Annotated in this window: 16 protein-coding genes and 1 riboswitch; of the genes, 5 read left to right on the top strand and 11 right to left on the bottom strand. The window is 70.4% G+C overall.

From position 1 onward, the window contains the following. Nucleotides 1–619 precede the first annotated feature (619 nt). The 8 genes from ACGFIW_RS18800 to ACGFIW_RS18765 are packed head-to-tail and all read right to left on the bottom strand — an operon-like array spanning nucleotide 620 to nucleotide 16,324. On the bottom strand, nucleotides 620–2,173 hold the full coding sequence (locus ACGFIW_RS18800; RefSeq protein WP_393316984.1) for an amino acid adenylation domain-containing protein: 1,554 nt from the start codon (nucleotides 2,171–2,173) through the stop codon (nucleotides 620–622). Beyond that, nucleotides 2,166–5,039 carry a type I polyketide synthase gene (locus tag ACGFIW_RS18795; RefSeq protein WP_393316981.1) on the bottom strand — a complete coding sequence of 958 codons (2,874 nt, stop codon included), beginning with the start codon at nucleotides 5,037–5,039 and terminating at the stop codon, nucleotides 2,166–2,168. Before ACGFIW_RS18795 ends, ACGFIW_RS18800 begins: the two co-directional genes overlap by 8 nt. After that, a complete protein-coding gene (locus ACGFIW_RS18790) occupies nucleotides 5,036–8,422 on the bottom strand; it encodes an amino acid adenylation domain-containing protein (protein ID WP_393316978.1) in 3,387 nt (1,128 codons plus the stop codon). Before ACGFIW_RS18790 ends, ACGFIW_RS18795 begins: the two co-directional genes overlap by 4 nt. Further along, the gene (locus ACGFIW_RS18785; protein ID WP_393316976.1) at nucleotides 8,419–8,697 is read right to left on the bottom strand and encodes a phosphopantetheine-binding protein; all 279 of its coding nucleotides are present in this window, start codon (nucleotides 8,695–8,697) and stop codon (nucleotides 8,419–8,421) included. Before ACGFIW_RS18785 ends, ACGFIW_RS18790 begins: the two co-directional genes overlap by 4 nt. Beyond that, a complete protein-coding gene (locus ACGFIW_RS18780) occupies nucleotides 8,697–10,991 on the bottom strand; it encodes a type I polyketide synthase (protein ID WP_393316974.1) in 2,295 nt (764 codons plus the stop codon). The genes ACGFIW_RS18785 and ACGFIW_RS18780 overlap by 1 nt, the downstream gene beginning before the upstream one ends. Next, entirely contained in the window at nucleotides 10,984–14,181 is a 3,198-nt protein-coding gene (locus ACGFIW_RS18775; RefSeq protein ID WP_393316971.1) for an amino acid adenylation domain-containing protein, read from the bottom strand. Before ACGFIW_RS18775 ends, ACGFIW_RS18780 begins: the two co-directional genes overlap by 8 nt. Next, a complete protein-coding gene (locus ACGFIW_RS18770; RefSeq protein ID WP_393316968.1) occupies nucleotides 14,178–15,449 on the bottom strand; it encodes an MFS transporter in 1,272 nt (423 codons plus the stop codon). Before ACGFIW_RS18770 ends, ACGFIW_RS18775 begins: the two co-directional genes overlap by 4 nt. Beyond that, nucleotides 15,449–16,324 carry an aminoglycoside phosphotransferase family protein gene (locus tag ACGFIW_RS18765; RefSeq protein ID WP_393316965.1) on the bottom strand — a complete coding sequence of 292 codons (876 nt, stop codon included), beginning with the start codon at nucleotides 16,322–16,324 and terminating at the stop codon, nucleotides 15,449–15,451. The genes ACGFIW_RS18770 and ACGFIW_RS18765 overlap by 1 nt, the downstream gene beginning before the upstream one ends. A 1,044-nt stretch (nucleotides 16,325–17,368) precedes the next feature. On the opposite strand from ACGFIW_RS18765, the gene ACGFIW_RS18760 reads away from it, so the two are divergent. Both ACGFIW_RS18760 and ACGFIW_RS18755 read left to right on the top strand, forming a co-directional pair. Continuing rightward, nucleotides 17,369–17,740, top strand: a complete 372-nt coding sequence (locus tag ACGFIW_RS18760) for a peptidase inhibitor family I36 protein (RefSeq protein WP_393316962.1) — start codon at nucleotides 17,369–17,371, stop codon at nucleotides 17,738–17,740. Next, complete coding sequence (locus ACGFIW_RS18755) at nucleotides 17,725–18,594, top strand: hypothetical protein (protein ID WP_393316959.1); 870 nt, start codon at nucleotides 17,725–17,727, stop codon at nucleotides 18,592–18,594. The genes ACGFIW_RS18760 and ACGFIW_RS18755 overlap by 16 nt, the downstream gene beginning before the upstream one ends. 6 nt (nucleotides 18,595–18,600) lie before the next feature. Here ACGFIW_RS18755 and ACGFIW_RS18750 read toward each other — a convergent pair whose 3' ends face one another. From ACGFIW_RS18750 to ACGFIW_RS18740, 3 genes are all read right to left on the bottom strand, one after another. Beyond that, the gene (locus ACGFIW_RS18750; protein WP_393316956.1) at nucleotides 18,601–20,898 is read right to left on the bottom strand and encodes an ATP-binding protein; all 2,298 of its coding nucleotides are present in this window, start codon (nucleotides 20,896–20,898) and stop codon (nucleotides 18,601–18,603) included. A 92-nt stretch (nucleotides 20,899–20,990) separates the two neighbouring features. Beyond that, complete coding sequence (gene bluB, locus ACGFIW_RS18745; protein ID WP_393316954.1) at nucleotides 20,991–21,620, bottom strand: 5,6-dimethylbenzimidazole synthase; 630 nt, start codon at nucleotides 21,618–21,620, stop codon at nucleotides 20,991–20,993. Nucleotides 21,621–21,649: 29 nt separating this feature from the next. Further along, nucleotides 21,650–21,850: riboswitch (cobalamin riboswitch) on the bottom strand. Nucleotides 21,851–22,068: 218 nt separating this feature from the next. Further along, nucleotides 22,069–22,515: an Rrf2 family transcriptional regulator gene (locus ACGFIW_RS18740; protein ID WP_393316951.1), complete on the bottom strand. Its 447-nt coding sequence runs from the start codon at nucleotides 22,513–22,515 to the stop codon at nucleotides 22,069–22,071. Nucleotides 22,516–22,711: 196 nt separating this feature from the next. Between ACGFIW_RS18740 and ACGFIW_RS18735 the strand changes: the two genes are divergently transcribed. The 3 genes from ACGFIW_RS18735 to ACGFIW_RS18725 all read left to right on the top strand — a co-directional run bounded on the left by ACGFIW_RS18735 (nucleotide 22,712) and on the right by ACGFIW_RS18725 (nucleotide 24,617). Then, nucleotides 22,712–23,461 (top strand): SDR family oxidoreductase, encoded by a 750-nt coding sequence (locus ACGFIW_RS18735; protein WP_393316948.1) that lies wholly within the window; start codon nucleotides 22,712–22,714, stop codon nucleotides 23,459–23,461. 166 nt (nucleotides 23,462–23,627) lie between these two features. Continuing rightward, entirely contained in the window at nucleotides 23,628–24,071 is a 444-nt protein-coding gene (locus ACGFIW_RS18730; protein WP_393316945.1) for a VOC family protein, read from the top strand. Nucleotides 24,072–24,197: 126 nt separating this feature from the next. Then, nucleotides 24,198–24,617, top strand: coding sequence for a nuclear transport factor 2 family protein (locus ACGFIW_RS18725; RefSeq protein WP_393316942.1), 420 nt, complete (start codon nucleotides 24,198–24,200; stop codon nucleotides 24,615–24,617). The last annotated feature ends 170 nt before the right edge of the window (nucleotides 24,618–24,787 follow it).

The raw sequence follows: 24,787 nt of genomic DNA, 5'->3' as shown, positions 1-24,787 counted from the left end.
CGAGGGTGTTACGGCTTACCACATTCATCAGACGTCGCATGTTAACAACGGAAATCAAGGATGGTCAATGCATTGCTGCGGGGCCACACGCGATGCTCCCGTCCCGACCGCCGCAGTACGTAAACCCAGCTCACGTCGGTCGCATCATCGCCCTGCGGAGTCGGCGCGCAAGAGGCGGTCGACTGACGGGTACGCCCCTAAAGATCAGACGTGTCCTCTGGTGGGACCGGTCGGTCCTCGGTGCGCCGCTGCGCAAGATCGTCGAGCTGTGCCTCAACTCCGCCGTCGCGACGCGGCACCGTGGCTGGGCTCGGCCGCCGAGGGCGAAACGTACAGAAAGCACTGCCGAAGAACGTGAGCGATACGGCCTGCCGCCAACCCCGACCGACTGACTGAAGATCACCAGGACGTCGAATCCCCCTCGGCGGCGTGGATCGGCTTGGCTGGCTTCTGACCAAGGCCACGGCCGAGCTGGCGTGGACAACATCGCACTCAAGGCGCTCCGTCGCGGCGTCGAAGCAGGTGACGCACGGGACGATTCCGGCGCCGCGCGATCAGCGGGTGACAGGTGGCGCGCAAGGGCCGCCGCCAGCAACGTCCGGTGCTCTCGCTGCCCCGGTCAGTGGCCGACGGCACCTGGGCGCCTCCTTGGCGGCGCTGGAAGGGCAGCCCGGTCGACCTTGCCGTGCGGACTGGTCGGGATCTGCGCGAGCGCCACGATCCGCGACGGCACCATGTGCTCGGGGAGCCGCTCGGCGAGGTACGCGCGCAGGGCCGGCTCGTCGACGTCCGGCGGGGCACCGGCCTCCAGAACCACGTACGCCACCAGGGACCGGGCCTCCCGCAGCACGACGACGGTGTGGCGGACCACGGGATGTCGGCGCAGCGTCGACTCGATCTCGCCCAGCTCCACGCGCTGCCCCCGGATCTTCACCTGGGTGTCGAGCCGCCCGAGATAGTCCAGGTGGCCATCGGGCGACCAGCGCACCAGGTCACCGGTGCGATAGACCCGCTCCCGGTGGCCCGCCACCCGGGTCTCGACGAACCGCTCGGCGGTGAGGTCGGGCCGGCCAGCGTACCCCCGGGCCAGGCAGCCTCCGCCGAGCAGCAGTTCGCCGTCGACACCGGGGGGAACGAGCGCGCCCTGCTCGTCCACCACGTAGACGGTGACGTTGCGCAGGGGACGGCCGATCGGGACCGTGTCGCCCGGCTCGGGACGCCGGCACTCCCAGGCGGTCACGTCGATCGTCGCCTCCGCCGGGCCGTACATGTTGTAGACGGCAGCGCGGGGGAGCGTCGCGGTCAGGATGTTCACCAGCTTCGGCGGCAGGGCCTCGCCACCGACGAGAATCACCCGCAGTGACTCGCACCGCCGGACGTCCGGCTCGGTCACGAACAACGCGAGCATGGACGGCACGAAGTGCACCATGGTCACGCCGTAGCCCACGATCAGATCCACCAGGGCCTGCGGGTCGCGGTGCGCCTGCGGCGGCGCGACAACCAGGCTGCCGCCCGCCATGAAGGCCAGGAGCAGCTCCCAGATCGACACGTCGAAGGTGTACGGCGTCTTCTGCAACAGCACGTCCTCGGGGCCGACCCGGTGCTCGCCGAGCATCCCGGCCAACCGGTTGACGAGGCTGGCGTGGGTCAGCTCCACGCCCTTGGGCGCACCCGTCGACCCCGAGGTGAAGATGACGCAGGACAGCCCGTCGACCACCTCAGGTCCGGCCCGGTACCGCCGCCACTGGACCGGGGCAGCCGCACGGACCCGTGCGGCGCCGATCGGCTCGGCGGTCAGTGTGCGGACCAGCGTCGGATGCCCCTGCGGCAGGGGTGACTCGTCGACGTCGACCAGGAGCAGGGCGGCCCGGGCCGCCTCCAGCATTGTGCGAAGCCGGTGCGGGGGGTGCCGCGGGTCGACGGGCACGTAGGCCGCTCCCGACAACAGGACCCCCAGCACCGCGATCACCAACTGCGCGCTGCGCTCGGCGCGCAGCGCCACCACGGCCCCGGGCCCGATGCCGTCGGCCGCAAGTCCGCCGGCGACAAGCGCCGCCGCGTCCAGCAGCTCCCGATAGGTCAGCACCGCCTCGCCATGACGTACGGCGACCGCGTCGGGCGTCCGCTCCGCCTGGCGGCAGATGACCTCGTGCACCGGCGCCTGGTCACTCATCGCGTGTGACCTGAGCCGCGATGGCTGCCGGGGTCGGCGCATCAGCCAGCTCGGCGATCTCCAACGAGACCCCGAACCTGCGCCGCACCTGGGCGATCATCCGGATGAACAGCAGCGACTCCCCGCCGAGCCGGAAGAAGTCGGAGCCGGCCTCGACGGTGGCCACCCCGAGCAGGGACCGCCAGATGTCGATGACCTGCTGGAGCACTGTGTCATCGCCCGCGACGGTGGCCTCCGGGTCCGGCTCCAACGTCGGCGTCGGCGTCGGCTCCGCCTCGGCCGGAGCCGTCAACCAGTGTCGTGTCCCGGCGAAGGGATAGGTGGGCAGGGGCACCCGGACAGCGCCGGAGCCGGTGCGAATCGCCGGCCAGTCCACCTCCACCCCGGCCGCCCACAGTCCGCCCACCCCGCTGAGCAGGTCACCTCGTCGGGGTTGCAGCGCCACCATGGCGGCCTGTCGTGCCTGCGGGATCTGCTTGGCGCTGCCGATCAGGCCCGTGCCGGGCCCCACCTCCACGAGGACCACGCGCGACCGGCTCATGGCGGACTCCACCGCGGCCTGGAACCGGACCGGGCTGCGCAGCTGGTCCGCCCAGTAACCGGCTGGACGTCGCCCGCCCCGGCGCAGCGACTGGCCGCTGACACTGCTGATCACGTCGAGCGACGCCGGACGGTGCGCGATGGTCGCGGCCACCGAGCCGAGCCGGGCGGCGGCGTCGGCCATCATCCACGAGTGGAAGGCGCGTTGCGCCGGCAGCACCCGATGCGGGAGACCCGCGGCGTCCAGCCGCTCCCGCAGCAGGCCCACCGACTCGGTCGCCCCGGACACCACGATCACCTCGGGGGCGTTCACCGAGGCGATCTCCAGGCCCGCGAGGTCGGCCAGGTGGCCGCGCACCACGGACTCCGCGGCGAGCACCACGACCATGCCACCCTCGGGGGCCTGCTGCATCAGTGACCCACGTTCCACCACCAGTCGCAGCGTGTCGGGAAGGCTGAGTTCGTCGGCGAGGCAGGCCGCGGCGAACTCCCCGACCGAGTGGCCGATCAGGGCCGCAGGCCGGACCCCCCAGGACAACAGCAACCGGCCGAGGGCGTACTCGTGCAGCACCAGGGCCGGCTGGGTGAGGTCGGTCCGGTGGACGAGGCCCTGCGGATCGGCGCCGATCAGCAGCTCCCGCAGGTCAACGCCGATCAGGTCCCGCAACAGGTCGCAGCCCTGGTCGATGTCGGCCGCGAACGACGGGTACCGCCGGTAGGGCCACTCGGCCATTCCCGGTGCCTCCGCACCCTGCCCGGGGAACAGGAACACCACGTGGGGCTGGCGCAGCGCCACCCGGCCGGGCGCGGCCGCGAGGGCTCTCGCCGCACTCGCCGTATCGTGCGTCGTCACGGCGAGTCGGTGCGTGAAGTGCCGGCGGTGCTCCTGCACGGTCAGAGCGACGTCGGGCAGCGACAGGTCCGGCCGGTCGCGCAGGTGCGCGGCGAGGCGGTCGGCGGCGGCACGCAACGCCTCCTCGGTACGCGCGGAGACCACCACGACGTCCCGCCCGGTCGCCGGGACCACCCCCTCCGCCGACGGAGCCTCGGACAGGACCACGTGGGCGTTGGTGCCACCGAGCCCGAACGAGCTGACCGAGGCCCGGCGCGGCTGCCCGGACGGCACGTTCCAGTCCCGGGCGACGCTGTCCACGGTGAACGCCGTCGAGGAGTCGAGCAGTTCTGGCCGCGGCTGCTTCAGGCCGGCCAGCGGTGGGATCTGCCGGGTGCGCAACGCGGACACCGCCTTGATCAGACCGGCGATACCGGCCGCGGCCGACAGGTGCCCGATGTTGGCCTTGACGGAGCCGAGCGAGCACGGGGCCCCGCCGCCGACGAACACCTCGCGAAGCGCGGCCAGCTCGATGGCGTCACCCACCTCGGTCGCCGTCCCGTGCGCCTCCAGGTAGCCGACCGTCGCGGGGTCGACGCCGGCCGACACGTACGCGCGGGCGAGCACGTCGATCTGGCCGGCGACGCCCGGTGCGGTGTATCCGACCTTCTGCGAGCCGTCGTTGTTGACCGCTGAACCCGAGATCAGCGCAAGGATCAGGTCCCCGTCGCGGCGGGCGTCGTCGGCGCGCTTGAGCGCCACCATCCCGACCCCGCTGCCCGGCACGGTGCCGTTGGCGCTGGTGTCGAACGGCCGACAGGTCCCGTCCGACGACATGATGCCTTTGGGCTCGTACAGGTAGCCGGCCACCTGGGGAAACGCGACGTAGGCCCCTCCCGCCAGCGCCACGTCCGAGTCTCCGGCCCGCAGGCTCTGACAGGCCAGGTGTACGGCGACCAGCGAGGTCGAGCACGCCGTCTGGACCGTGATCGCCGGGCCGCCGAGCCCGAGCCGGTAGGCGATCCTCGTCGCGAGGTGGTCCTTCTCGTTGCCCAGCACCACGGCGAGCAGCCCGTGCTCACGGAGGATGTCCGGTGTGGCCAGCACCTGCTGCTGGAGGTAGTAGTTGAAACCGGCCCCGGCGAACACGCCGACCCGGCCGAGCGGTCTGTTCGTGATCAGGCCACCGGATTCGAGGGTCTCCCACGCGGTCTGGAGCAGCAGCCGCTGCTGTGGGTCCATGATGTCCGCCTCCCGGGGTGGAATCCCGAAGAAGGCCGAGTCGAAGAGGTCGGCCTCCGCGAGCACACCGCGGACGGGAACGTAGGCCGGGTCATCCAACTGACCGGCCGGCACGCCGGCCGCGATCAGCTCACCGCGGGCCAACTGGCTGACGGTGACCCGCCCGGCGACGAGATTCGACCAGTACTCATCGAGGTCCGCTGCCCCGGGGAACCGGCCGGCCATCCCGACAACCGCGATCTCCGTGCTCATCTCGACATCACCGCCACCGTCGTCGTCCGTAGGTGCTTGGCCAGGGCCTGCACCGTGGGAAACCGGTACAGGTCGGTCAGTGAGATCCGCTGTCCGCCCAGGTGCTCCTGCAACCGTCTCCGCACCAGGGCGACAGCCAGCGAGTCGCCCCCGACGTCGAAGAACCCCTCGTCGAGATCGAAATCGTCAGTCCCGAGCACCTCGACCCAGGTCTCGGAGATCAACCTCTCCAGGTCGACCGGGGCCGGCTCGGCGGCGGTCGGCTCACTCCGGCCGGCCGACGGCGCGGCGAGTGAGCCCAACGTGCGCAGGTCGACCTTGCCGTTGCGGTCCAGGGGAAACTCGTTCACGGTGAACCACCGCTGTGGGCGTTCGTACGCCGCGAGCCCTGGCTCCACCGCCGACCGAACCTCCGCCAGCACACCGTCCTCGGCCTTGATCGCGGCACACAGCCGGTCCCCGCTGAGGAACACCACGGCGTCCAGCACCCCGGCCCGCTCCCTGATCCGGCGTTCGAGGTCGACCAGCTCGACGCGGTGCCCGGCGATCTTCACCTGCCGGTCGGCGCGACCGAGGAACCGCAGTCGGCCGTCGGCACCCCAGCGGACCAGGTCACCGGTGCGGTACTCCCGCTCGCCGGCACGCTCGGTGAACGACAGGGCAGTCCGTTCCGGGTCGCCCACGTACCCGTCGGCCAGTCCCCAACCGGCGGTACGCAGCTCACCGATGGCTCCCGGTGGAACGGGTCGGTCATCGTCGTCCACGATCCACACGTCGGTGCCACGTACCGGGGTGCCGATCGGGATCGGGTCCGGAACGTCGTACGCGCCGTCCATGTGGAAGGTGGCGGTGAAGGTCGTGTTCTCGGTGGGGCCGTACCCGTTGGTGACGCGCAACCCCGGACAGCGCTGGAGTACGCGCCGTACGTGCGCCGGCGACACGACGCTGCCACCGGTGAAGACCTGACGGAGCCCGCTGAACGCCTCCGGCCGGTGATCGGCGACGAGGTGGAACAGGCCCGCGGTCAACCAGGCGTGGGTCGTACCCGAGGAACGCAGGAACTCGGCCAGACCGTTCGGGGTCGGCTCACCCGGCGGGTGCACGACGACTGTCGTCCCGTTCGCCAGCGGTACCAGCAGTTCCAGCGTCGACGCGTCGAAGGCCAAGGGGGCGAGGCGCAGCATTCGCAGCCCAGCCCGATCGGCGATCAGGTCCTCGTCGTCGGCCAACCGCAGCACCGCCCGGTGCGGCACGACGACGCCCTTGGGGACACCTGTGGTGCCCGACGTGAAGGAGACGTACGCGGCCGCGGCGGGATCGGCGCTCCGCCGCGCCGGCTCGACGCCGAGGTCGTGACGCTCGCGGTCCAACTCGACAAGCGGGCACCGCCGGACACCCGCGAAGGCGGGGTCGCTCACGTCCCCTCCGATGCGCGCGGCCGGCAGCACCGCCTCGGCGATCCGGGTCCGCCAACTCGCGGGGGAGGTGGGGTCCACGGCGACGTAGGTCGCCGGCACACTCAGGATCGCCAGGACCGCGACCGCCTCCGCCGCCGAACGGGGGATCTCGAGGATGACCCGGTCGCCCACGTCGACACCGCAACCTCGCAACAACTCGGCCTGGGCCAGGGCGTGAGCCCGTAACTCGCGGTAGGTCAACGTCGTTCCGGCCGCGGCGTCGACCACCGCCACCGCGTCCGGTTGTTGGTCGACCTGGCGCTCGAACCGGCTCCAGAGGTCGTCGCCGGTGTCGAACTCCGCGCCGTGCCCGAGGTCACGCAACCGCCGCCGCTGACCGCCGGAGAGTCCGGCGACCTGGCCGAGATCGGTTTCCGGATGACCCGCCAACTCCTCCAGCACGGCCTGGAACGAGTCGGCCAGCTCGCCGATGTCCGCCGCGGTCTGCGCCGAGGTCGCGTACTCGATGGCCAGCCTCGGCCGTGACGACCACGACTGTACGAACAGCAGCGCGTCGAATACCGACCCGTGGCAGTGCCCCTCCCGGACCTGCCACGACCCGCTCGCCGAGGCGAACTCGTCGGGCACCAGTTCGTGGTGTGCGGCGAAACCGATCTGTGCCACGGGGTTACGGCTCCCGTCCACCGTCCCGGCGAGGGCCGTCACCACCCGCGCGAACGGGAGATCCGCGTCCGCCACCGCGTCGGCGAGCGCACCCGCCGTGGCGCGGACGTACTCGTCGGCCCGGAGGTCGTCCTCGATTCGGCAGCGCACCGGGATGATCCGGGTGCACAGCCCGATGACGTCCTCCATCCCGGCCTCGAACCGGCCGGAGGCTGCCACGCCGAGCACGACGTCGGCCGACCCGAGCCGGCGGGCGACGGTGAGCGCCCAGGCCGACAGCAGCACCGAGGTCACAGTGGTCCGGCTGTGCCGGGCGAGCAGGTCCACCCCCTCGGCCAGGTGGGTCGGCAGACCGAACACCACGCGTGCGCCGCGCCCGTCGGCCTCGTCGGCCCGGCGCAGGTCGGTCGGCAAGGTCGCCACCGGTGGGGCACCGTCGAGTCGGTCCGCCACGCGGGCCAGCGCCGCGTCGAGCGCACCCGAGGAGTCCCGTGCGGCGAGCCGGTGACCGATCCACTCCGGCGACGGGCCCTCGGCGGCGAGACCGCCAGGCCCGTCCGCGCAGAGCCGCGCGAACTCGCGCCACAGCACGCCGATACTCCAGCCGTCCACAAGCGCGTGGTGCACCAGCACCGTGATCAGGCTCTCCTCGCCGACGCAGGTGCGGACGAACACCACAGGTGGCTGCTCGAAGGGGCGCAGCAACTCCGGGGCGCGGTGGCCGTACAGCTCGTGGATGGCCGGTACCGCGTCCACACCGGCGGGCAGTGACTGGTGCAGCAACCTCGGTGGGTGCGACGGGGGGAGCACGATGCGGCGTACCGTCTGCTGGTCCTGGCTGAACATGGTGCGCAGCGATTCGTGCCGGGCGGTGAGCGCCTGCAACGCGGCCCTCGTCTGGCCAGGACCCAGTGCGGCCGGCGGCCGCACCGTGAACATCAGGTGGTACGACTGGTCGCGGCCGGCGAGATGCGCCGCGAGCATCGCCTTCTGGCCCGGTAACAGCTCGCGGAGCAGCGGACCCGCGCTGACGTCAACCGGGTCCGGGGTGGTGGGAACGAATTCCGGCGCTTCGGACAGGGCTTCCGCCAGGGGTACCGCCGCGAGCAGCCGCGCGACGTCGACGTCCAGGGCCAGCTCCCGCTGACCGTACGCGGACAGCGCGATCGCCTGGAGGGACGTGCCTCCCAGCGCCGTGAACGACTCCTGTGCCGAGCGCGCCCCGATCTCCTCGGCCGCGATACCGAGCACCTCGGCGGTCAGCGGCATCCAGTCGACGAGCCGGTTGACGGGTCCGGTCACCGCTGCACACCCGCGGCAGCCTCGTCCGCCCGCTCCGGCGGGACCCGGTCCGCGAGGGCCAGCAGGTCACCGTAGCGGGGGTTCTCCAGCACGTGCTTGAGCTCGACGGCGAGATTGAGATCCTGGCGGATCAGCGTGCTCAGTCGCAGGGCGCTGAGCGAGTGGCCGCCGAGATCGAAGAAGTCGTCGTCCTCATGGACGGTCTCCACGCCGAGCACCTCCATCCAGAGTTGCTCGAACTCGGCGACCCGTGACTCGCCCTGTTGATTGGTCATCACAGATGCCTTTCTTTCGCTGTGGCGGGAATGTCGAGGTAGTGGCGGGTGGCGGCGAACGGGTAGCCCGGCACGGGGACCCGGCTGCGGCCCAGATCCAACTCCTCGGCCCAGGGGCCGCCGATGCCCATCTCCCAGAGCAGACCGACGGTGCCGAGCATCTTGTCGAGCCCGTTGGACATCGGTGGTGGCTCGACATCCGGGTGCGGAAGCACCTGGGTGCCGATCTCGAGCCAGGCGGCGGGATCCGGGCCGGTCGTCGGTGGCGCGAACTCTCGGTCGTGCGGCTCGTCGAACCTCGCCACCCAGTAGTCGATGTCGGTGGCCTGTTCGGTGGTGACCGGCGTCCCGTCTCGGGCGTAGAGGGGAGTCTCGGGAGCGGCCAGCGTCGCACCGGTCCGGGGCCGCCGTACCGCGAGGTCGATCCCGTCGCCGAAGGACAGCACGCCTGCCGCGCAGGCCGCCGCGACGGCGCCGACACCCTGGCCAACCATCGCCGCCGGGCGGACCCCCCGGCGGCGCAGGGTGTCGACCCAGGCCAGCGCCAGGGCGAACCGGCCGGCTCGCTCCCGGGTTTCCAGATCGGGGTCGCTGTCGCGGGAACGCAACTCGGTGTAGCCGCGGTCGACGATCGTGCGGAAGTGCGGATCGACGTTGTAGGTGTGCGGGCTCCCCGGCAGCCGTCCTCCGCCGCTGAAGAAGAACGCGACCCCGCGCTCGGCGGCCTGCGCGCTCGCCCGGCGTACGGGCCGCAGTGGCTTCAGGTCCTCGTCCGGCGTCCGGATGACGAACCCTCGCCACGGGAACTCGACCCGGCCGGTCCGCAGGGTGAAGGCGACGTCGGCGAGGTCCTCCGGCTTCGTCCCGGCGACGAAGTCGTTCACGCGGGCCAGGCTCTCGGTGGCCGCCTGCTCGGTCTTGGCCGAGACGAGGATCAGCTCGCTCACCGGTCGGTGCCGTCGGCCGGTGCGCACCTTCGGTGGAGCTTCCTCCAGGACGACGTGTGTGTTCGTGCCGCCGATCCCGAACGAGCTCACCCCGGCGCGACGTACCCCGTCGATGGCTGGCCACTCGGTCGCGGTCGTCGGCACGTAGAGCACCGACTTGTCCAGCTCCAGGGCGGGGTTCGCCTCGGTGAACCGCGCGACGGGCGGAATGGTCCGGTGCTTGAGGGCCAGCACGGTCTTGATCACACCGACCACGCCGGCCGCTGTGTCGAGGTGACCCATGATCGACTTCAGGGCGCCCAACGCGCACGGTGGGTTGTCGCCCCGGTCGGTGCCGAACACCGCCCGCAGAGCGGAGACCTCGATCGGATCCCCCAGGATGGTGCCGGTGCCGTGCGCCTCGATCAGCCCGATGGTGTCCGGGTCGACCCCGGCGACCGCGAGCGCGGACCTGATGGCCGTCGCCTGCCCCTCCGGGCCCGGCGCGGTGAAACCGGCCTTGCGGGCTCCGTCGTTGACGGCCGCGGTCCCGGCGATCACCGCGTGGATGGTGTCGTTGTCCCGCACCGCGTCCTCAAGACGTTTCAGCACGAGGATGCCCGCCCCGTCGGCGTCCACCGTCCCCTGGGCCGCGTTGTCGAAGGTCCGGCACCGGCCGTCCGGCGAGAAGATGCCGCCCGGCTCGTAGAAGTGCCCCCGCCTGGTCGGCGGCACGACCGTGGCCGCCCCGGCCAGGGCGATGTCGGCCTCGTAGGTCAACAGGCTCTGCACCGCGAGGTGCACCGCGACGAGCGAGGTGGAGCACGCCGTCTGCACCGTGAACGCCGTGCCCTGGAGGTTCAACTTGTACGCGATGCGGGTCGCGGCGAAGTCCTTGTCACTGGAGATGAGGATCTGTAGACCTCCGGCGGACTTGACCGCGCGGGCGTTCGGCCACAGGACGTCGAGCAGGTACACGTTCAACCCCGTGCCGACGTGCACGGCTATCCGGTTGCCGTCCGGCGCGATCGGGGCGTACCCGGCGTGCTCCAGCGCGCCCCACGCGCATTCGAGCAGCACCCGCTGTTGCGGGTCCATGAGGACCGAGTCCTGGGGCGAGTAGCTGAACAGACGTCCGTCGAAGCGGTCGTAGTCGTCCAGGACCGAGCGGGCCGGGACGAAGTCCGGGTGGTCGATCACCTCCTCCGGAACGCCCCAGCTGAGCAACTGGTCACGCTCGAAGAAGGTCATCGCCTCGATGCCGTTCTCGATGTTGTGCCAGAAGCGGTCCAGGTCCCGCCCCGCGCCCGGAAGTCTGATCCCCATTCCGATGATGGCGATCCGGTCCTGCCCCTGTTCGTCAGGCATGTTCTCCCCCTCTGCTGATTCGCCGACGCCGGGTGAACTCATCCCGCGCGCGCCTGCGCTGCGCGACCCGGTCGTCGGGGAGCGGGGCCTCCGCTCGTCGGAAGTACGCGGCACAGTCCGCCACCGTGCCGAAGCGGAAGAGATCGGTCACGGAGATCTCCAGCCCGATCTCGGCCATGCGTTGCTGGACGGTGATCAGGGCGAAGCTGTGCCCGCCCACGTCGAAGAAGTTGTCGGTCGGTTCGATGTCGGGCCGGCGCAACACGTCGGCCCAGATGTTGCGGATCCGCGCCGAGAGTGAGTCCCGGACAGCGGTGTCGACCGGCCGCGGAGCGGGCGCGGTCAACCTGCTCTCGGCGACCAGCCGGCGGGTGTCGACCTTCCCGTTGGCGTTCAGCGGGATCTCCGGAACCACGTGGATGCGGGACGGCACCATGTAGCCGGGCAGCTCGTCCCGGAGCGCGGCCCGTAGTTCCCGCTCGGTGCCCACCCCGGGGCCGCAGCGCAGGAACGCGACCAACTCGTCGGCCTCGGCCACGGCAACACACGCCAGGACATCGGTCTGTCGAAGGAAGGCCGCCTCGATCTCCGCGAGCTCCACCCGGTAGCCGCGAACCTTGACCTGCGCGTCCTCCCGGCCCATGTAGATCAACTTTCCGTCCGGGCTCCATCTGACGATGTCGCCCGTCCGGTAGAGGACGCCGGGGCCGTACGGGTCCGGACCGAAACGTGCCGAGGTCAGCTCGGGTGCGCCGACGTACCCCGCCGCGACCAGGTCGCCGCCGACGTAGAGCTCGCCCGGCACGTTCACGCCGGTGGGTTGCCGCTGCTCGTCGAGCACGTAACAGCGGGCGGAGGGCAGCGGCACCCCGATGTCGCCCTCCCGTACGCCGTGCAGCTCGGCGGCCGGCACCTGAACGATCGTGACGTGGATGGTCCCCTCGGTGATCCCGTACATGTTGACGAACACCGCGGGCAGCCGCTTCGGGTCGACCAGCGCGGCCACCCGGGACCAGCTCAGCGCCTCCCCGGCCAGCACCACGTACCGCACGGAGGACCGCTCACGGTCGAGCGAGTCGAACAGTGGCGGCAGCACCCGGTACAGGGCACCGGGAGTCAGGCTCAGGACCGTCACCTCCTCGGCGTGGACCAGCCGTGCGAGGCGCTGCGGGTCGACCAGGTCGGCCTGGTCGGCGATGATGAGCCGGCCGCCCGAGCTGAGGGCCCCCCACATCTCCCACACCGAGACGTCGAAGGAGAAGGAGTGGGCGCCCAGCCACCGGTCGGTCTCGTCGACGTCCAGGCCGGCGGGGCTCGGATCGCACAGGGCGTTGAGGCCCCGGTGCCGGACCATCACGCCCTTCGGCACCCCGGTCGAGCCGGAGGTGTAGATGAGGTAGGCGAGGTCGTCCGGGTCGGGGAACGTCGTCGGCACCGTGGAGTCGCCACTGGCCGTGTGCGCGTCGAGCAGGGCGATGCCGTGCGGTGCGGCCAACTGCCGTGCCAGGTCGATGGTGTCGGGCTCCACGAGCATCGTGCTCGGCCGTGCGCTGTCCACGATCAGATCCAGGCGGTGCCTCGGATATTCGGGGTCGAGCGGCACGTAGACCCCGCCGAGTTTCCACACCCCGAGGATCGAGGCGAGCACGGCCGGGGACCGCCCCAACAACAGCCCGACCCGGCTGCCGCCAGCCACACCGAGGTCGGCCAGGCCGGCGGCGATCCGACTCGACCACTGGTCGAGCTGTCGGTACGTGAGCTGGCGTCCGCGATGGCGGACCGCTACCGCGTCCGGCGACCGGGTGGCGTGCGTGACGAACGACCGTAGGACGGACGGATGATCGACCGGCTCCTGCGCGATCGGGGGATTCCACCCCGTGGTGAGCAGGGCGCGCTCCTCGTGATCGACCATGCCCGGCTCGCCGTCCGCCTCGGCCACGACGGATCTGAGCAGCGCGTGGTAGTGCTCCAGCATGCCCTCGACGGTCGCCTCCTCGAAGAGTTCGGTGCTGAACTCCGCCCGCAGGAACGGCGATCGTGTCGAGACGTCGAGGGTCATCGCGACGTCGAACTTCGCGGCGTCGATCTCGACGTCCACCTCGTGCACCTTCAACCCGCCGAAGTCCGGAACGGTGAAGGTGAAGTTCTGGACCGTGAGCATGGTTTGGAACAGCGGGGCGTGACTGAGCTGCCGCTGCTCGCCCAGGGCCTGCACGATCTGCTCGAACGGCACATCCTGATGACCGAGCGCGGTCAGCGCGGTCCGCCATGTCCTGGTGACCAGATCGGTGAACGTCGGCTGCCCGGAGAGGTCGACGCGCACCGGCAGCGTGTTGACCAGGCAGCCGACCAGGCGCTCCTCGGCCTCGTCCAGCCGGTTCGCCGCCGGGACCCCGATCACCACCTCGGGTTGCCGCGCGTACCGCGACAACACCCAGGCGTACCCGGCGAGTGCGACGGCGAACAGGGTCACCCCCCGGGCCTTCGCCCACTCGGTGAGCCGGTTGATCAGTTCGGGGTCCACCGGCCGGCGCAGCACCGAGCCCTGGAAGCTCAACACGGTCGGCCGAGGGTGATCGGTGTGCAGGGACAACTGCGGCGCGCCGGTCAGCAACTGACGCCAGTGGTCGAGTCGCCTCGTGTTCTTCGACCACATGACCCGCTGCGCCTCGGCGTAATCCACGTAGGACGGGCCGGGCACGCCGGAGGTCCCCGTGTTGTACGTGTCGGCGAGATCGTCCAGCAGCAGGCCGACGGCCCAGCCGTCACAGGCGATGTGATGCACCAGCACCACAAGCGCATGCTGATCGGGGTCCCAGGACGCGATCCAGGCCCGCAGCACCGGGCCGGAGCCCAGGTTGAACGGCCGACGCGCCTCAGCGGCCACCAGCTCCCGCAGTTGGCGGTCCTGGACGCTCTGCTCGACCGGCGCGCGGTCGAGCATCGTGATCTCCGGCTCGGCCGCGTCCGAGACCTGTTGCGTCAACTCGCCGTCGACCACCGCGAAGGAGGTGCGCAGGGCGTCGTGCCTGGCGACCACCCGACGCAACGCCTGAGCCAGCGCCTCCCGATCGAGAGAGCCCTCCATACGCAGGGCGAACGCCACGACGTACGCGGGGTTGCCCGGTTGGAGTTCGTTGAGGAAGTAGAAGCGCTCCTGGGTGAAGGAGGCCCTGCCGGTCCGAGTCATGCCGCCCCCCGTACTTCCGTGACCTCTTCGGCTGGGGTGGGTGCCGCGAGGGCCTCGGCGCTGCGCCGAGCTGCCGGGACGATCAGCCAGGCCGCGGCGAGCATCACCGCGGCGATCACCGCCCAGCCCCAGAACCCCTGCGAGATGACCAGGCCGGACAGGAACACCGGCCCGACGATGTTCTGCGATGCCACATGCAGGTCGAAGGCACCGAGGTACTCGCCCTCCGCATGCTTGGGAGCCAGCCCGAAGGCCATTCCCCACGCCGAGGCCGCCTGCAGCACCTCCGCTATCGATACGACCAACACCGTCACGACGATCGCCACCACGGCCAGGGCCACGTTGTCCGAGAAGGCGGTGACGGACACCGCCGCGCAGCCGGCCGCGATCCAGAGCCCCGCACGACGGCCCGTCAGCGCGGCGCCGGACACCGTCTCCGCGCCCCTGCTCGCGCGGACCTGGAACAGGATCACGAACGCCGTGTTGATCACCAACATCAGCGGGACGAGGAAGGGTGGGACCGAGGTGCGATTGAGCGTCCACAGGGGCAGCACCACCATGAGGACGGTGATGTGCGAGGCGAGGACCGCCGACAACCCCACCACGGCGAGGAACCGCAGGTCCCGCACCGCGCCGAAGGGGCGTGGCCGGGTGGCCGCCTTCCGGGGAGCGCCGACCGGCAACCGGGTCACCAGTGCCGCGGCGAGACCCAGCAGCACGGCCGCTCCCACCGGGATCAGCACCAGCAGGCGCTCGCTGAGTGCGGCGACCGCGGCGATCCCGATGCCCGCACTGAAACCGATGTTGAAGACCGTCCGCATCATGGCGTTCAGGCGGACCCGCTCCCCGTCGGGGATGAGCGTCGCCACCATGGCATTCTCGGTCGGGCCTATCCCGTAGTCGAGGAACGCGATGAGCATCACCAGTACGTAGAACTCGACCGCGCTCTCCACGACGGAATACAGGCCGAAACCGACGGCGACCGCCGCGAACAACGCGAACAACAGCGTCCGCTTCCGCATCCGGTCCGCGATGATTCCGAACAACACCGAGGAGACCAGTCCGGCGAAACCCGCTGCGGACAGGCCGATCCCCACCTCGGCGGCCGACAACCCGACGTGCAGGGTGAAGTAGACGACGCTGCCGCTGAGGAAAACCCCTTTTCCCATTGCCCCGGCGAGTCGGATCGCCAGCAATCTCCGGCGCAGGGAGTCGGCAGGGACCAACCGCGTGAGAAAGCCCGACACGCCGGATCTGGACGTGGCCATCAATACTCACCCCGCCCGAATGCAAGCAGTTCCGCGATGCGTTCCGGGGTATTGGAGCGCGAAGCCCCGAGTGGGGCGAGCGCCCGACACCAGGCGTCCAGCCGGTCGGGATCGAGATCGGCCGCCCGCGCCAACTCGTCACGCCGGAACACCATTTCGGTCCGGTCCCAACCCTCAAGCACATAATCGGCGGCGTCGAAGCAACGTTCGCCGACACAGGCAATCGGACTACGGGCCACCAGACCCCTGGTGTCGGACGCGAGAACATTGCCGAGGTGCAGATCGCCGTGCAACAGCACCCGTTCGGCCGGTGCGGAAAAAAGCTCCGCCGTGATCCGGCGCGATTCCGTGACGTCCAGGCCGCCCCGCTCGGTCCAGCCGTACATCAGCTCAAGCCAGTCGGCGGCCTTTCGGGGCGCGCTCTCCGGGTCGCCGGCCGAGTGCAGCTCGTTGAGGAACAACGCGTAGTCGGTGGGGGACGGTGCCTCCGGAAGCTGCTCCACCGGAACACCCGGTTTGATGGCCTCTAACAGCACCGCTCCCTTGGCAGTGGCGAGGACTGCCGGAACCCGTCCGCTCGGGGCGAACTGCCGCAGCATCGCCACCTCCTCGGCGAGGGCGTAGGTGTCCGGCGCGAGCTTCAACACCGCGTCGCCCAGGGGGCCGGTACAGGCCAGCACCACCGAGGAGACGCCCGAGGAGAAGTCGGCGCCGATTTCGGCACCGAGCTCGGCGCCGATTTCGAGGTCCCACTCTCGGGCCAGGGTCGCCAACTGCTCCGGCAGCGAACCCAACCAGCGATGGTTCACCTTTCCCGAGCGCGCGTAGTCGGCGATCGACTGGAACCGCGCAGTTATTTCTTCCAGATCCAGCAAGAGTGGTCACCTTCCGTGAGTCGCTTTCCGTTGTCGCGCCATTTAAATGCACCTCGGCGCCGTCGGTCCTACGGAGATTGCCGAGGATTGTGGACATGCGAAACTCTCGCTCAAGGCTCACGAGCGTGAGTCAGCGCAGGGTGCACCGTCGGGCCGGCAATTAGACCGCAGGCCAGCAGGGCGGCGCGATAAGGACACGAAGAGTTGTTGCTGGACCGGTTCCTCCTGCGACCGCGTCTTGATCAGGTGAGGTGGAGGTGGGTGGGAGTGACTATTTGCCAATTCGGCGATCTTCCGAACTCCCTCGCATTGCACAGCCTCTCATGATGATCTATAGATGTCTAGCCTTGATGTATTGATCTGATTACCCGCTGCTATGTACTTCGTCGTCATTGCGGCATTTTCGCGGCGATCGTGCTGATCGCAGTGGGTAAGGGGTGCCGTAGGGATCAATGGCGGCGAAGTTCGGGATAAGGCGGCAGTCGGCCGGGATTTCATCTCCGTCAGTGCAAAGTGCGGCATTCGGATCCCCGGACACCGCGGCGACCGGTTCTTCCGTCAGGCCCTGGGCGATATGCGCCGTTCACGCTGGCCTCGCCGGCGTCCCGCCCGTACTCGGCACCGCCGTGGTCGAACGCGAGGACGGTTACGCCCCCAACGGGCGGCTATGACCGGCTCGTCCGCAGCCGGTAGCCGACGCCGATCCAGGAGTTCCACGCTGGTCCAACAGCCGATCAGGCCCAGGAGGGCTACTGGGCGAGCCAAAGTGCCGGTCGTTTGCCTGTTGCTTTCCTGTGCGCGGCCAGGCCAGGCATCGACGATGGACCAAGTCGGATCGACGCAGAGCGATCGACACACCGTGGAGGTCATGAAATGCGAGCACTGCTACGGCGCGTGGGGGCCGTCGGAGCCGGCGTCATCCTGATGACGACGGTTCTGGTAGGGCCGGCGAACGCGGCGGACCTGTCGGCGGCCGGAGGCACCTCCACTGCAACGGCTGCGGAACTGGCGGCAACGAGGGCGTCGAACGGGGGACGGGCAGTCGTGCCCGTCGACAACCTGCTGGCATCCGGCGGGATGGAGGCGTGCGACCCGGGCTCGTTCTGCGTCTGGGTCGACCCCAACTACAGCGACGGACCGGGCCAGTGGCCGAACAGCACCAGCTCCTACTTCGGGTGGGCGCACAAGAGCTGCGGCCTGATCAACGGAGGGACATGGAACAACTGCGCCAGCTCCGTCTTCAACAACGGACAGAACTGCAACATCCAGCTCTATGACGACGTCAACTACGGCACCGGTCGGGGCTACTACAACCTCGCGAAGGGCGGCCACCTCGCGAACCTCAAGCTCGACAAGATGACCGATGGGAGCCCGATGGACAACCGGATCTCGTCGCACAAGTGGTGCACGTGGTAAATCGGTCGGCGGCCCTGGCCGTGGTCGTGGTGCTCGTCTGCGGCGCGTGCGCGCCGCGGCCGGGCACCGCCCCGCCGCCCGCGGACGCACTCACCGAACAGGCCGTCGACCTGGTCACCGATTCTGGCGCGCAGCCGGCTCGGCGGCTGTTGACGACGACGGCCGAGGAGGAGGTCACCCGTCGTTGCATGGCGGGGCTGGGCGAGACCTACCGGCCGTACGTGCCACCGCTCGCCGCCGGCGACGACGAGCACCGGCTGGTCGACCTGCCGAAGCGTCGGTCCCGCGGATACGAGTTCAGCAGCCAGGTGAATCCGCCGAGCGTCGGCCCGGATGCGAAGCGCCCCGCGTTCCAGAAGGCGTTGTTCGGCGACGGCTCGCGGGATCTCGGCCTCACCCTGCCGGACGCATCAGTGGTGAGTTTCCCCTCCGCCGGCTGCGTCGCCCGGGGCCGCGCCGCGGTGTTCACCGACGTCGTCCGATGGGCGCGCGTCGACTCGATCCCGCAGGTCATCGGCAACAGGTTGCGGGACCAGGTGTCGGGCAGCCCGGAGCTGGCAGTGGCCACCCGCCGCTGGGCGAGCTGCATGCGGTCGAAGGGCCTCCCGTACGCCACACCGACCGCGGCGCGCGAAGCGGCTGGTGTCCCGGCGCGAGAGGTCACGATCGCGGTCGCAGACGGCGAATGCGACCTGCGTGCACACCTGACGGGAACCGAGCTGGCGCTGCGCCGCCAGGCGGCAACCAGGTTGCCCCCGGCCGACCGCCGGGAACTGAACGATCTGGCGTCGACGGCCTGCACCGCCGCGAGGGAGGCCGCCCACATCCTGATCCGTCCCGTTCCGACCTGCTGAAAATGCTCAGTTGAGAGCGGCCAGCCGGAGCCGTAGACCCTCGGCATCCTGGTGATTCAAGTCGGTGAGGATCTCCAGCGCCGCGGTCCAGGTGACTCGCGCCTCCTCGGTCCTGCCGAGTTCCAGTTCACTGTCACCGATGTGGGAGAGGACCAGTGCCTCGTTGTACCGGTCACCCATGTCGTGGTGCACCGTCGCGGCCTGCTGGTAGTGGACGACCGCCCTACGGTGGTCACCGGCCTGGCTGTACGCGTACCCGAGGGTGTCCAGCGTCGCGGCCTCGCCATCCCGATCCCCGATCTCGCGCAGCAGCGCGAGCGCCTCGATGCCGGAGCGCAGCGCGCCGTCACGGTCGCCGGTCTTTGCCTGGTACCAGCCGACACCACTCAGCGCGCGGGCCCGGAACGGGCGGTGGTCGGCGGCCGTGTACCGCCGCAGCGCCTCCTCGGCCAGGCGCAACGCCTCGTCGTGCCGGCCGTCGGCATCCTGCATACGGGCCAGATTGCTGTATACATGGCCGGCACCGATCAGGTCACCAACCTTCTCGTACGCGTCGAGCGCGAACCGGAAGTGCCGCTCGGCGGTCTCGACCTCGGTGAGTCGACTGTGAACTACCGCGATGCCCAGATGTCCGCGCGCCTGCCGCGCCGCGTCACCACGCCGTTGGGCGACGGCGAGGGCGGCCCGATGGCCGCGCAGCTCCTCCTGCCAGTGCCCGCGCAGCGACGCGAAGGCCACGAACGACTGACACCACGGGTCGACGTACGCGTCGAACTCCGGCAGCGTCGCGATCTCGAGTACGGCGAGCAGCACCTGGTGTTCGGCGGTGAACCAGTCCATCGCGGCGTCGCGGTCCTTGAGGTGGAGCCGCACCACCCCCGGTTGGCCGTCGGGCACGACCACCTCGTCGCGGTGCGGCAGCAGCAGTCGGGCAGCGGCGGCGGCGATGTGTACGTAGTGGTCGAGGATCCGCCGCAGCGCGTCGGCACGGTCCTGGGCGGTCTCTTCGGTGCCGGCGAGCTCCGCCGCGTAGGCGCGCAGCAGGTCGTGCAGCTCGTAGCGCCCGGGGCGGTGTTCGCGCACGAGATGACATCGGGTCAACTCGGCGAGCCAGGTGCGTACCCCGGGCTCCTCGCAGCCGGCGAGGCTGGCGGCCGCGTCCACCGAAACGTCCGGCCCCGGATGCACGCCCAGCAGCCGGAACAGGCGCGCCGCCGGCGGGGACAGGACGCGATACGACCAGGAGAACACCGCACGGATGTCGGTCCTCGCGTCGCCGATGGTGAGGCCGTCGAGCGTACGCGCCGGGTCGTCGATCTCGGCGGTGAGGCCGCCGACGGTGGCCGCGGGGCTCGTCGCGAGCCGAGCGGCCACCAGTGCGAGCGCGATCGGCAGGCCGTCGCATCGGTCGATGAGCCGGTCCACCGAGGCTGGCTCCGCTGCCACCCGTCGCTGGCCCAGCCGCAGGCCGAGCAACTCCCGGGCCTCGGTGACCTCCATCGGGGACAGCGGGAGCAGGCTCGCCGAGTCGCTGACGATCAGACCGGTGAGGCTGTCCCGGCTGGTCACCAGCACCCGGCAGGCGAGGTTGCCGGGCAGTAGCGGACGGACCTGGTCGGCGTCGCTGGCGTTGTCGAGCACGATCAGCATCCGTCGCCGGTTCAGCAGCGACCGGTACAGCGCGGCCCGCCCCTGCCGGGTGGCGGGAATCTGCGGACCGGCGACACCCAGAGCACCGAGGAAGCCGTGCAGCACGTCGGTCGGGTCGGCCGGCGCGCGGGACGGGTCGAAGCCAAGCAGATTCACGTGCAGTTGCCCGTCCGGAAAGCGCTCCGCGGACCGGTGCGCCCAGTGCAGGATGAGCGTGGTCTTGCCGACGCCGCCGGTGCCGACCACCAGGACGACCGGGCCGTCCGCGGCGTCGAGGGCGAGTAGTTGGGCGGCGCGTCCCGCGAAGCCGGACACCGGTGCGGGTAGCTGGGCCGGACGGATCTGCGCCGGCGGCGGTGCCGCGTCCTGCCCGGCAGCGGTGGCGATACGGTCCTCAGCCGCGTGCGCGGCCATCTCAAACGCGGTCCGGTCGGTGTCGGTCAGTCGGAACGCCTGGGCCAACAGACGAACGGTGCCGGCGCGTGGGGCCGCGACCCGGCCGGACTCGATATAGCGGATATGGCGAACACTCAGGCCGGCCTTCTCGGCCAGCTCTTCCTGGGTCATCAACAATCTGGTGCGATGACTGCGGACGATTTCGCCGAACACGAGGGCCCCCGGACGCGTCAGGCGGCGCCCCCAGTGCGCCCGCATCGATGAGCATCCTAGTGACCGCGTGGTGACCGGCGCAGGTACGACAGGTCCGCACGCTCCGCGATGACGGGCCTTCGAGTCGCAGAACTCGGTCACCGCATCGTCCAACGATTGTGGTGGATCACCGACGACACCGGGCGTCGCTGGCGCCAGCCGTGCCGCTCCAGGTCCGGCGTCTGCTCCAGATGGGTGACCGGGCCGAGGCAGAGCCACGCCACCGGGCGGACGGCGGCCGGGATGCCGAGCAGGTCGCGCAGGAACGGCTCCCGGTAGAACGACACCCAGCCGACCCCGAGTTGCTCGGCGGTCGCGGCCAGCCACAGGTTCTGGATTGCCAGACAGACCGAGTAGAGGCCGGCGTCGGCGATCGCGTGACGGCCGAGCACGGCCGGTCCACCCCGCTGCGGGTCGTACGTGACCACGACCGACAACGTCGACTCCCGTACGCCATCGATCTTGATCTGGGTGAAGCGTTCCGCCGCCGCACCGTCGAGAGTGGCCGCGAAGGTGTCCCGTTCCCGCTGTACGTGCCGGTGGAACTCCTGCCGCAGCTCGGGATCGCGGACCAGGATGAAGTCCCAGGGCTGGGAGAGGCCGACGCTCGGTGCGGCGTGCGCCGCCGTGAGGATCCGGTTCAACGTCTCGTGGGGGATCGGCGCCCCGGTGAACTGGCCACGTACGTCCCGGCGGCGGTGGATGGTCTCGTAGAGTCCGGTGTTCAAGGCAGGCTCCCGCTGCGCTCGTGCCCCTGGCGGGGTCGATGACGCGAGGCCGGTCTTCGGACTCCCGGATCTCCGCTGGTCACCCGCCTTCCCAACCCCGCAGGGTCAGTGGCTGCGTCTGGTACGCGTGGGTGGCAGCTCCCCGGTCACCGCGGCGGGCCCGTGCCGGACTCCCACCGGCTTCCCGATTCTCCCCACTCGCGCGGGGCACCTCGCAACGTTTGTGCCACCCCGCACCATAGTGGCCCCGACGAACCTGGGACGAACCCCGACCTGAATTCGGGATCGGCGCAGCGGTGGGCGGGCAACGGGTCGCCGGCGGGCGGCTCGGGCCGCGACCGACGGTTCGCCCCGAGTGGCCGAAGCCCACCGTTGACCGGCCGGCGGCACCAGCGACGACGTCCGCCGTCGGGACACCCGGTGCCGTCGCCCACACCGCGGCGCGCGGTCAGGCTGTCGCGGGCTGCTGCGCCATCACGTCGCGGAGCATGTCCGCGATGGTGGTGGCGGCCAGCTCACGTCGTACGGCCTCGTCGAGGCGGCCGAAGACCTGGCGCAGGGCCGGCTGGATGCCGAACCCGATCGGGCAGGAGTCGCTCGGTGGTGAACTGTGCAGGGCGAAGAGCGGCTCGTCGTCGCCAACCGCGAGGTACGTGTCGAGCAGCGTGATCGACTCCGGTTCGCGGGTCAGGTGCCAGCCGGCGCCCGCTCCCCGTCGGGACCGCACGAGGCCGGCCTCGCGGAGCTGGCCGAGGCAGCGGCGGATGACCACCGGGTTGGTGTTGACGCTGACGGCGATGCGCTGGGAGGTGGCCACTGCCGCCGCGTCGCGCTGATCCAGGGCCATCCACGTCAACACGTGTACGGCGACGCACAACCTGCTGTTTCCGCTCATCGCACCCATCTCCGCCCGCTCACTGTAACCACAGATGCTACATCGACTCCGTCCGGCATGACCCATTTGTCGCGGCCAGATGTAACCGCTACTGTTACATCAAAGCCTGCGCCGAGGGCACCGCCGTACACCACGGCGACCAGCGGCGGCGCAAGTCCAACCCGCTGGCGACAGCGACACGATGGGAAGGCAGCTCATGGGTCAGCTTCAGGGCAAGACGGCAGTGGTCACCGGCGGCACCAGCGGGATCGGCCTGGCGGCCGCCCGCCGGTTCGCCGCAGAGGGCGCACACGTGTTCATCACCGGCCGCCGTGAGGACGCTCTCGCCGCGGCCGTCGCCGAGATCGGCACCGGCGTCACCGGCGTCCGGGGCGACGCCGCGGATCTCGGCGACCTGGACAGGCTCTACGCAGCCGTCGAGGCGCAGGGCCGGCGCGTCGACGTGCTGTTCGCCAACGCGGGCGGGGGATCCTTCCGCCGCCTCGAAGAGGTCTCCGAGGACCACTTCGACCAGATTTTCGACACCAACGTCAAGGGCCTGCTGTTCACCGTGCAGAGGGCATTGCCCCTGCTGAACGACGGCGCCTCGGTGATCCTCACCGGATCCACCTCCGCGAGCGTCGGCAACGAGGCGTTCGGCGTCTACGGCGCCTCCAAGGCCGCCGTGCGGTCCTTCGCCCGAACCTGGGCCAACGAACTCAAGGGCCGTCAGATCCGGGTGAACACGCTCACCCCCGGCCCCACCGACACCCCTGGCATCACCGGTCTCGCTCCCGACGAGGAGAAGGCCGCACAGCTCAAGGGCTTCCTGACCAGCAAGGTTCCGCTGGGTCGAATGGGCACGCCCGACGAGATCGCCTCGGCCGCCCTGTTCCTGGCCAGTGACCAGAGCAGCTTCATCACCGGCATCGAGCTGTTCGTCGACGGCGGCGTCAACCAGATCTAGGCGACTCCCGCCCGTCGCCGTGGGAGACCACCGATCCGCCCCGGCAGACGTCACACCGTTGAGATACTGAGCCCGAGACCTCGGGAACGCACCGGATGGTCGGGTCCGCGATCGGCAATGGCCGGCGCACGGGCGCCCACCACCACTACTTCCAACAGAGGACATCATGCCCAGCGACACCGACGCCGGATTCGCCCTGTCCCTGCACAACATCACCATCACGGTCAGCGACATCGACGCCGCCGTGCGGTGGTGGCACGACGTCTTCGGGCTCGACGAGACCGCCCGGTCCCGGTTCGACGCCATCAACGCCGACGTCGCCTACGTCGAAGGCCACGGCTTCCGGCTCGAACTGCTCCAGCCCGCCGACGGCTACCGCGTACCGGACATGTTCCTCGACCCGCCGGAGCACATCCGACCCATCGGCAACAAGGCCCTCGTCCTGCGGGTCGACGACCTCGCGCAGGCCACCAACCGGTTCCGCGACCTCGGCGTCACCATCGTCTGGGACCAGGTGGACCTCGGTGACGGAAGCGTCTCCACCGCCATCCGGGACGCCGACGGCAACTTCGTCAACGTCTTCCAATCCGGCGCCAGTCCGGTCGGCTGAGCCGACCCCGCGCCGGGGCGGCCGGGGCCGTGCCCGGATTCGTGGGGCCGGAACCAGCCCTGGCCCCTCCCGGCGCGAGGACGCGACGGCCACCACCAGAGCACGCTTCCCGGAAAGGGACACCAGATGAGAAGCGCAGGCGAACTGATGTTGGCCTACACCGCCACCATCGCCGACCCCGACGCCACGGCGGCGCTGTTCACCGACGACGGCGTCATCGAACTGCCGTACCTGACCTCGATCGGGCTACCGCCCCGCATCGTCGGCCCGGACGAGATCCGCATGTTCATCGTCGGCCTGCTGAAGGTGGTGCCCGACTTCGGTTTCGACACCGTCGAGGTCCTCATCGACACCCCGGACCAAGCCTTCGGCGAATACTCGGTCGAGCGCCGGACCGTCACCGGCCGCGTCTTCAGCCAGATGTACGCCGGACGCCTCGTCGCCGACAACGGCAAGATCACGCTTCTCCGCGAGTCACTCGACCTCGTCCGGGCCGCCCGCGCCGTGCTGCCCAACGGAGTGGCCGACATCCCTGCCGACCAGTAGGCAGGTCCGGCCGCCGACGACGGCGCGGGCCCGTGGTCAACGGCCAGCAAGGGGGTGGTCTCCCACGGGGATTCCCCGCGTCGGCTCAACGAACGCCGCGGGCGGCTTGAGCGACCGCAACGCCGCCCGTCGCCCTGCGGACATCGCACGCGAAGGAAAGACGAACAGCG

This window comes from Micromonospora sp. NPDC048935 (assembly GCF_043197875.1).
Classification (GTDB): domain Bacteria; phylum Actinomycetota; class Actinomycetes; order Mycobacteriales; family Micromonosporaceae; genus Micromonospora.
This window is presented reverse-complemented; position numbering and strand designations above follow the sequence as displayed.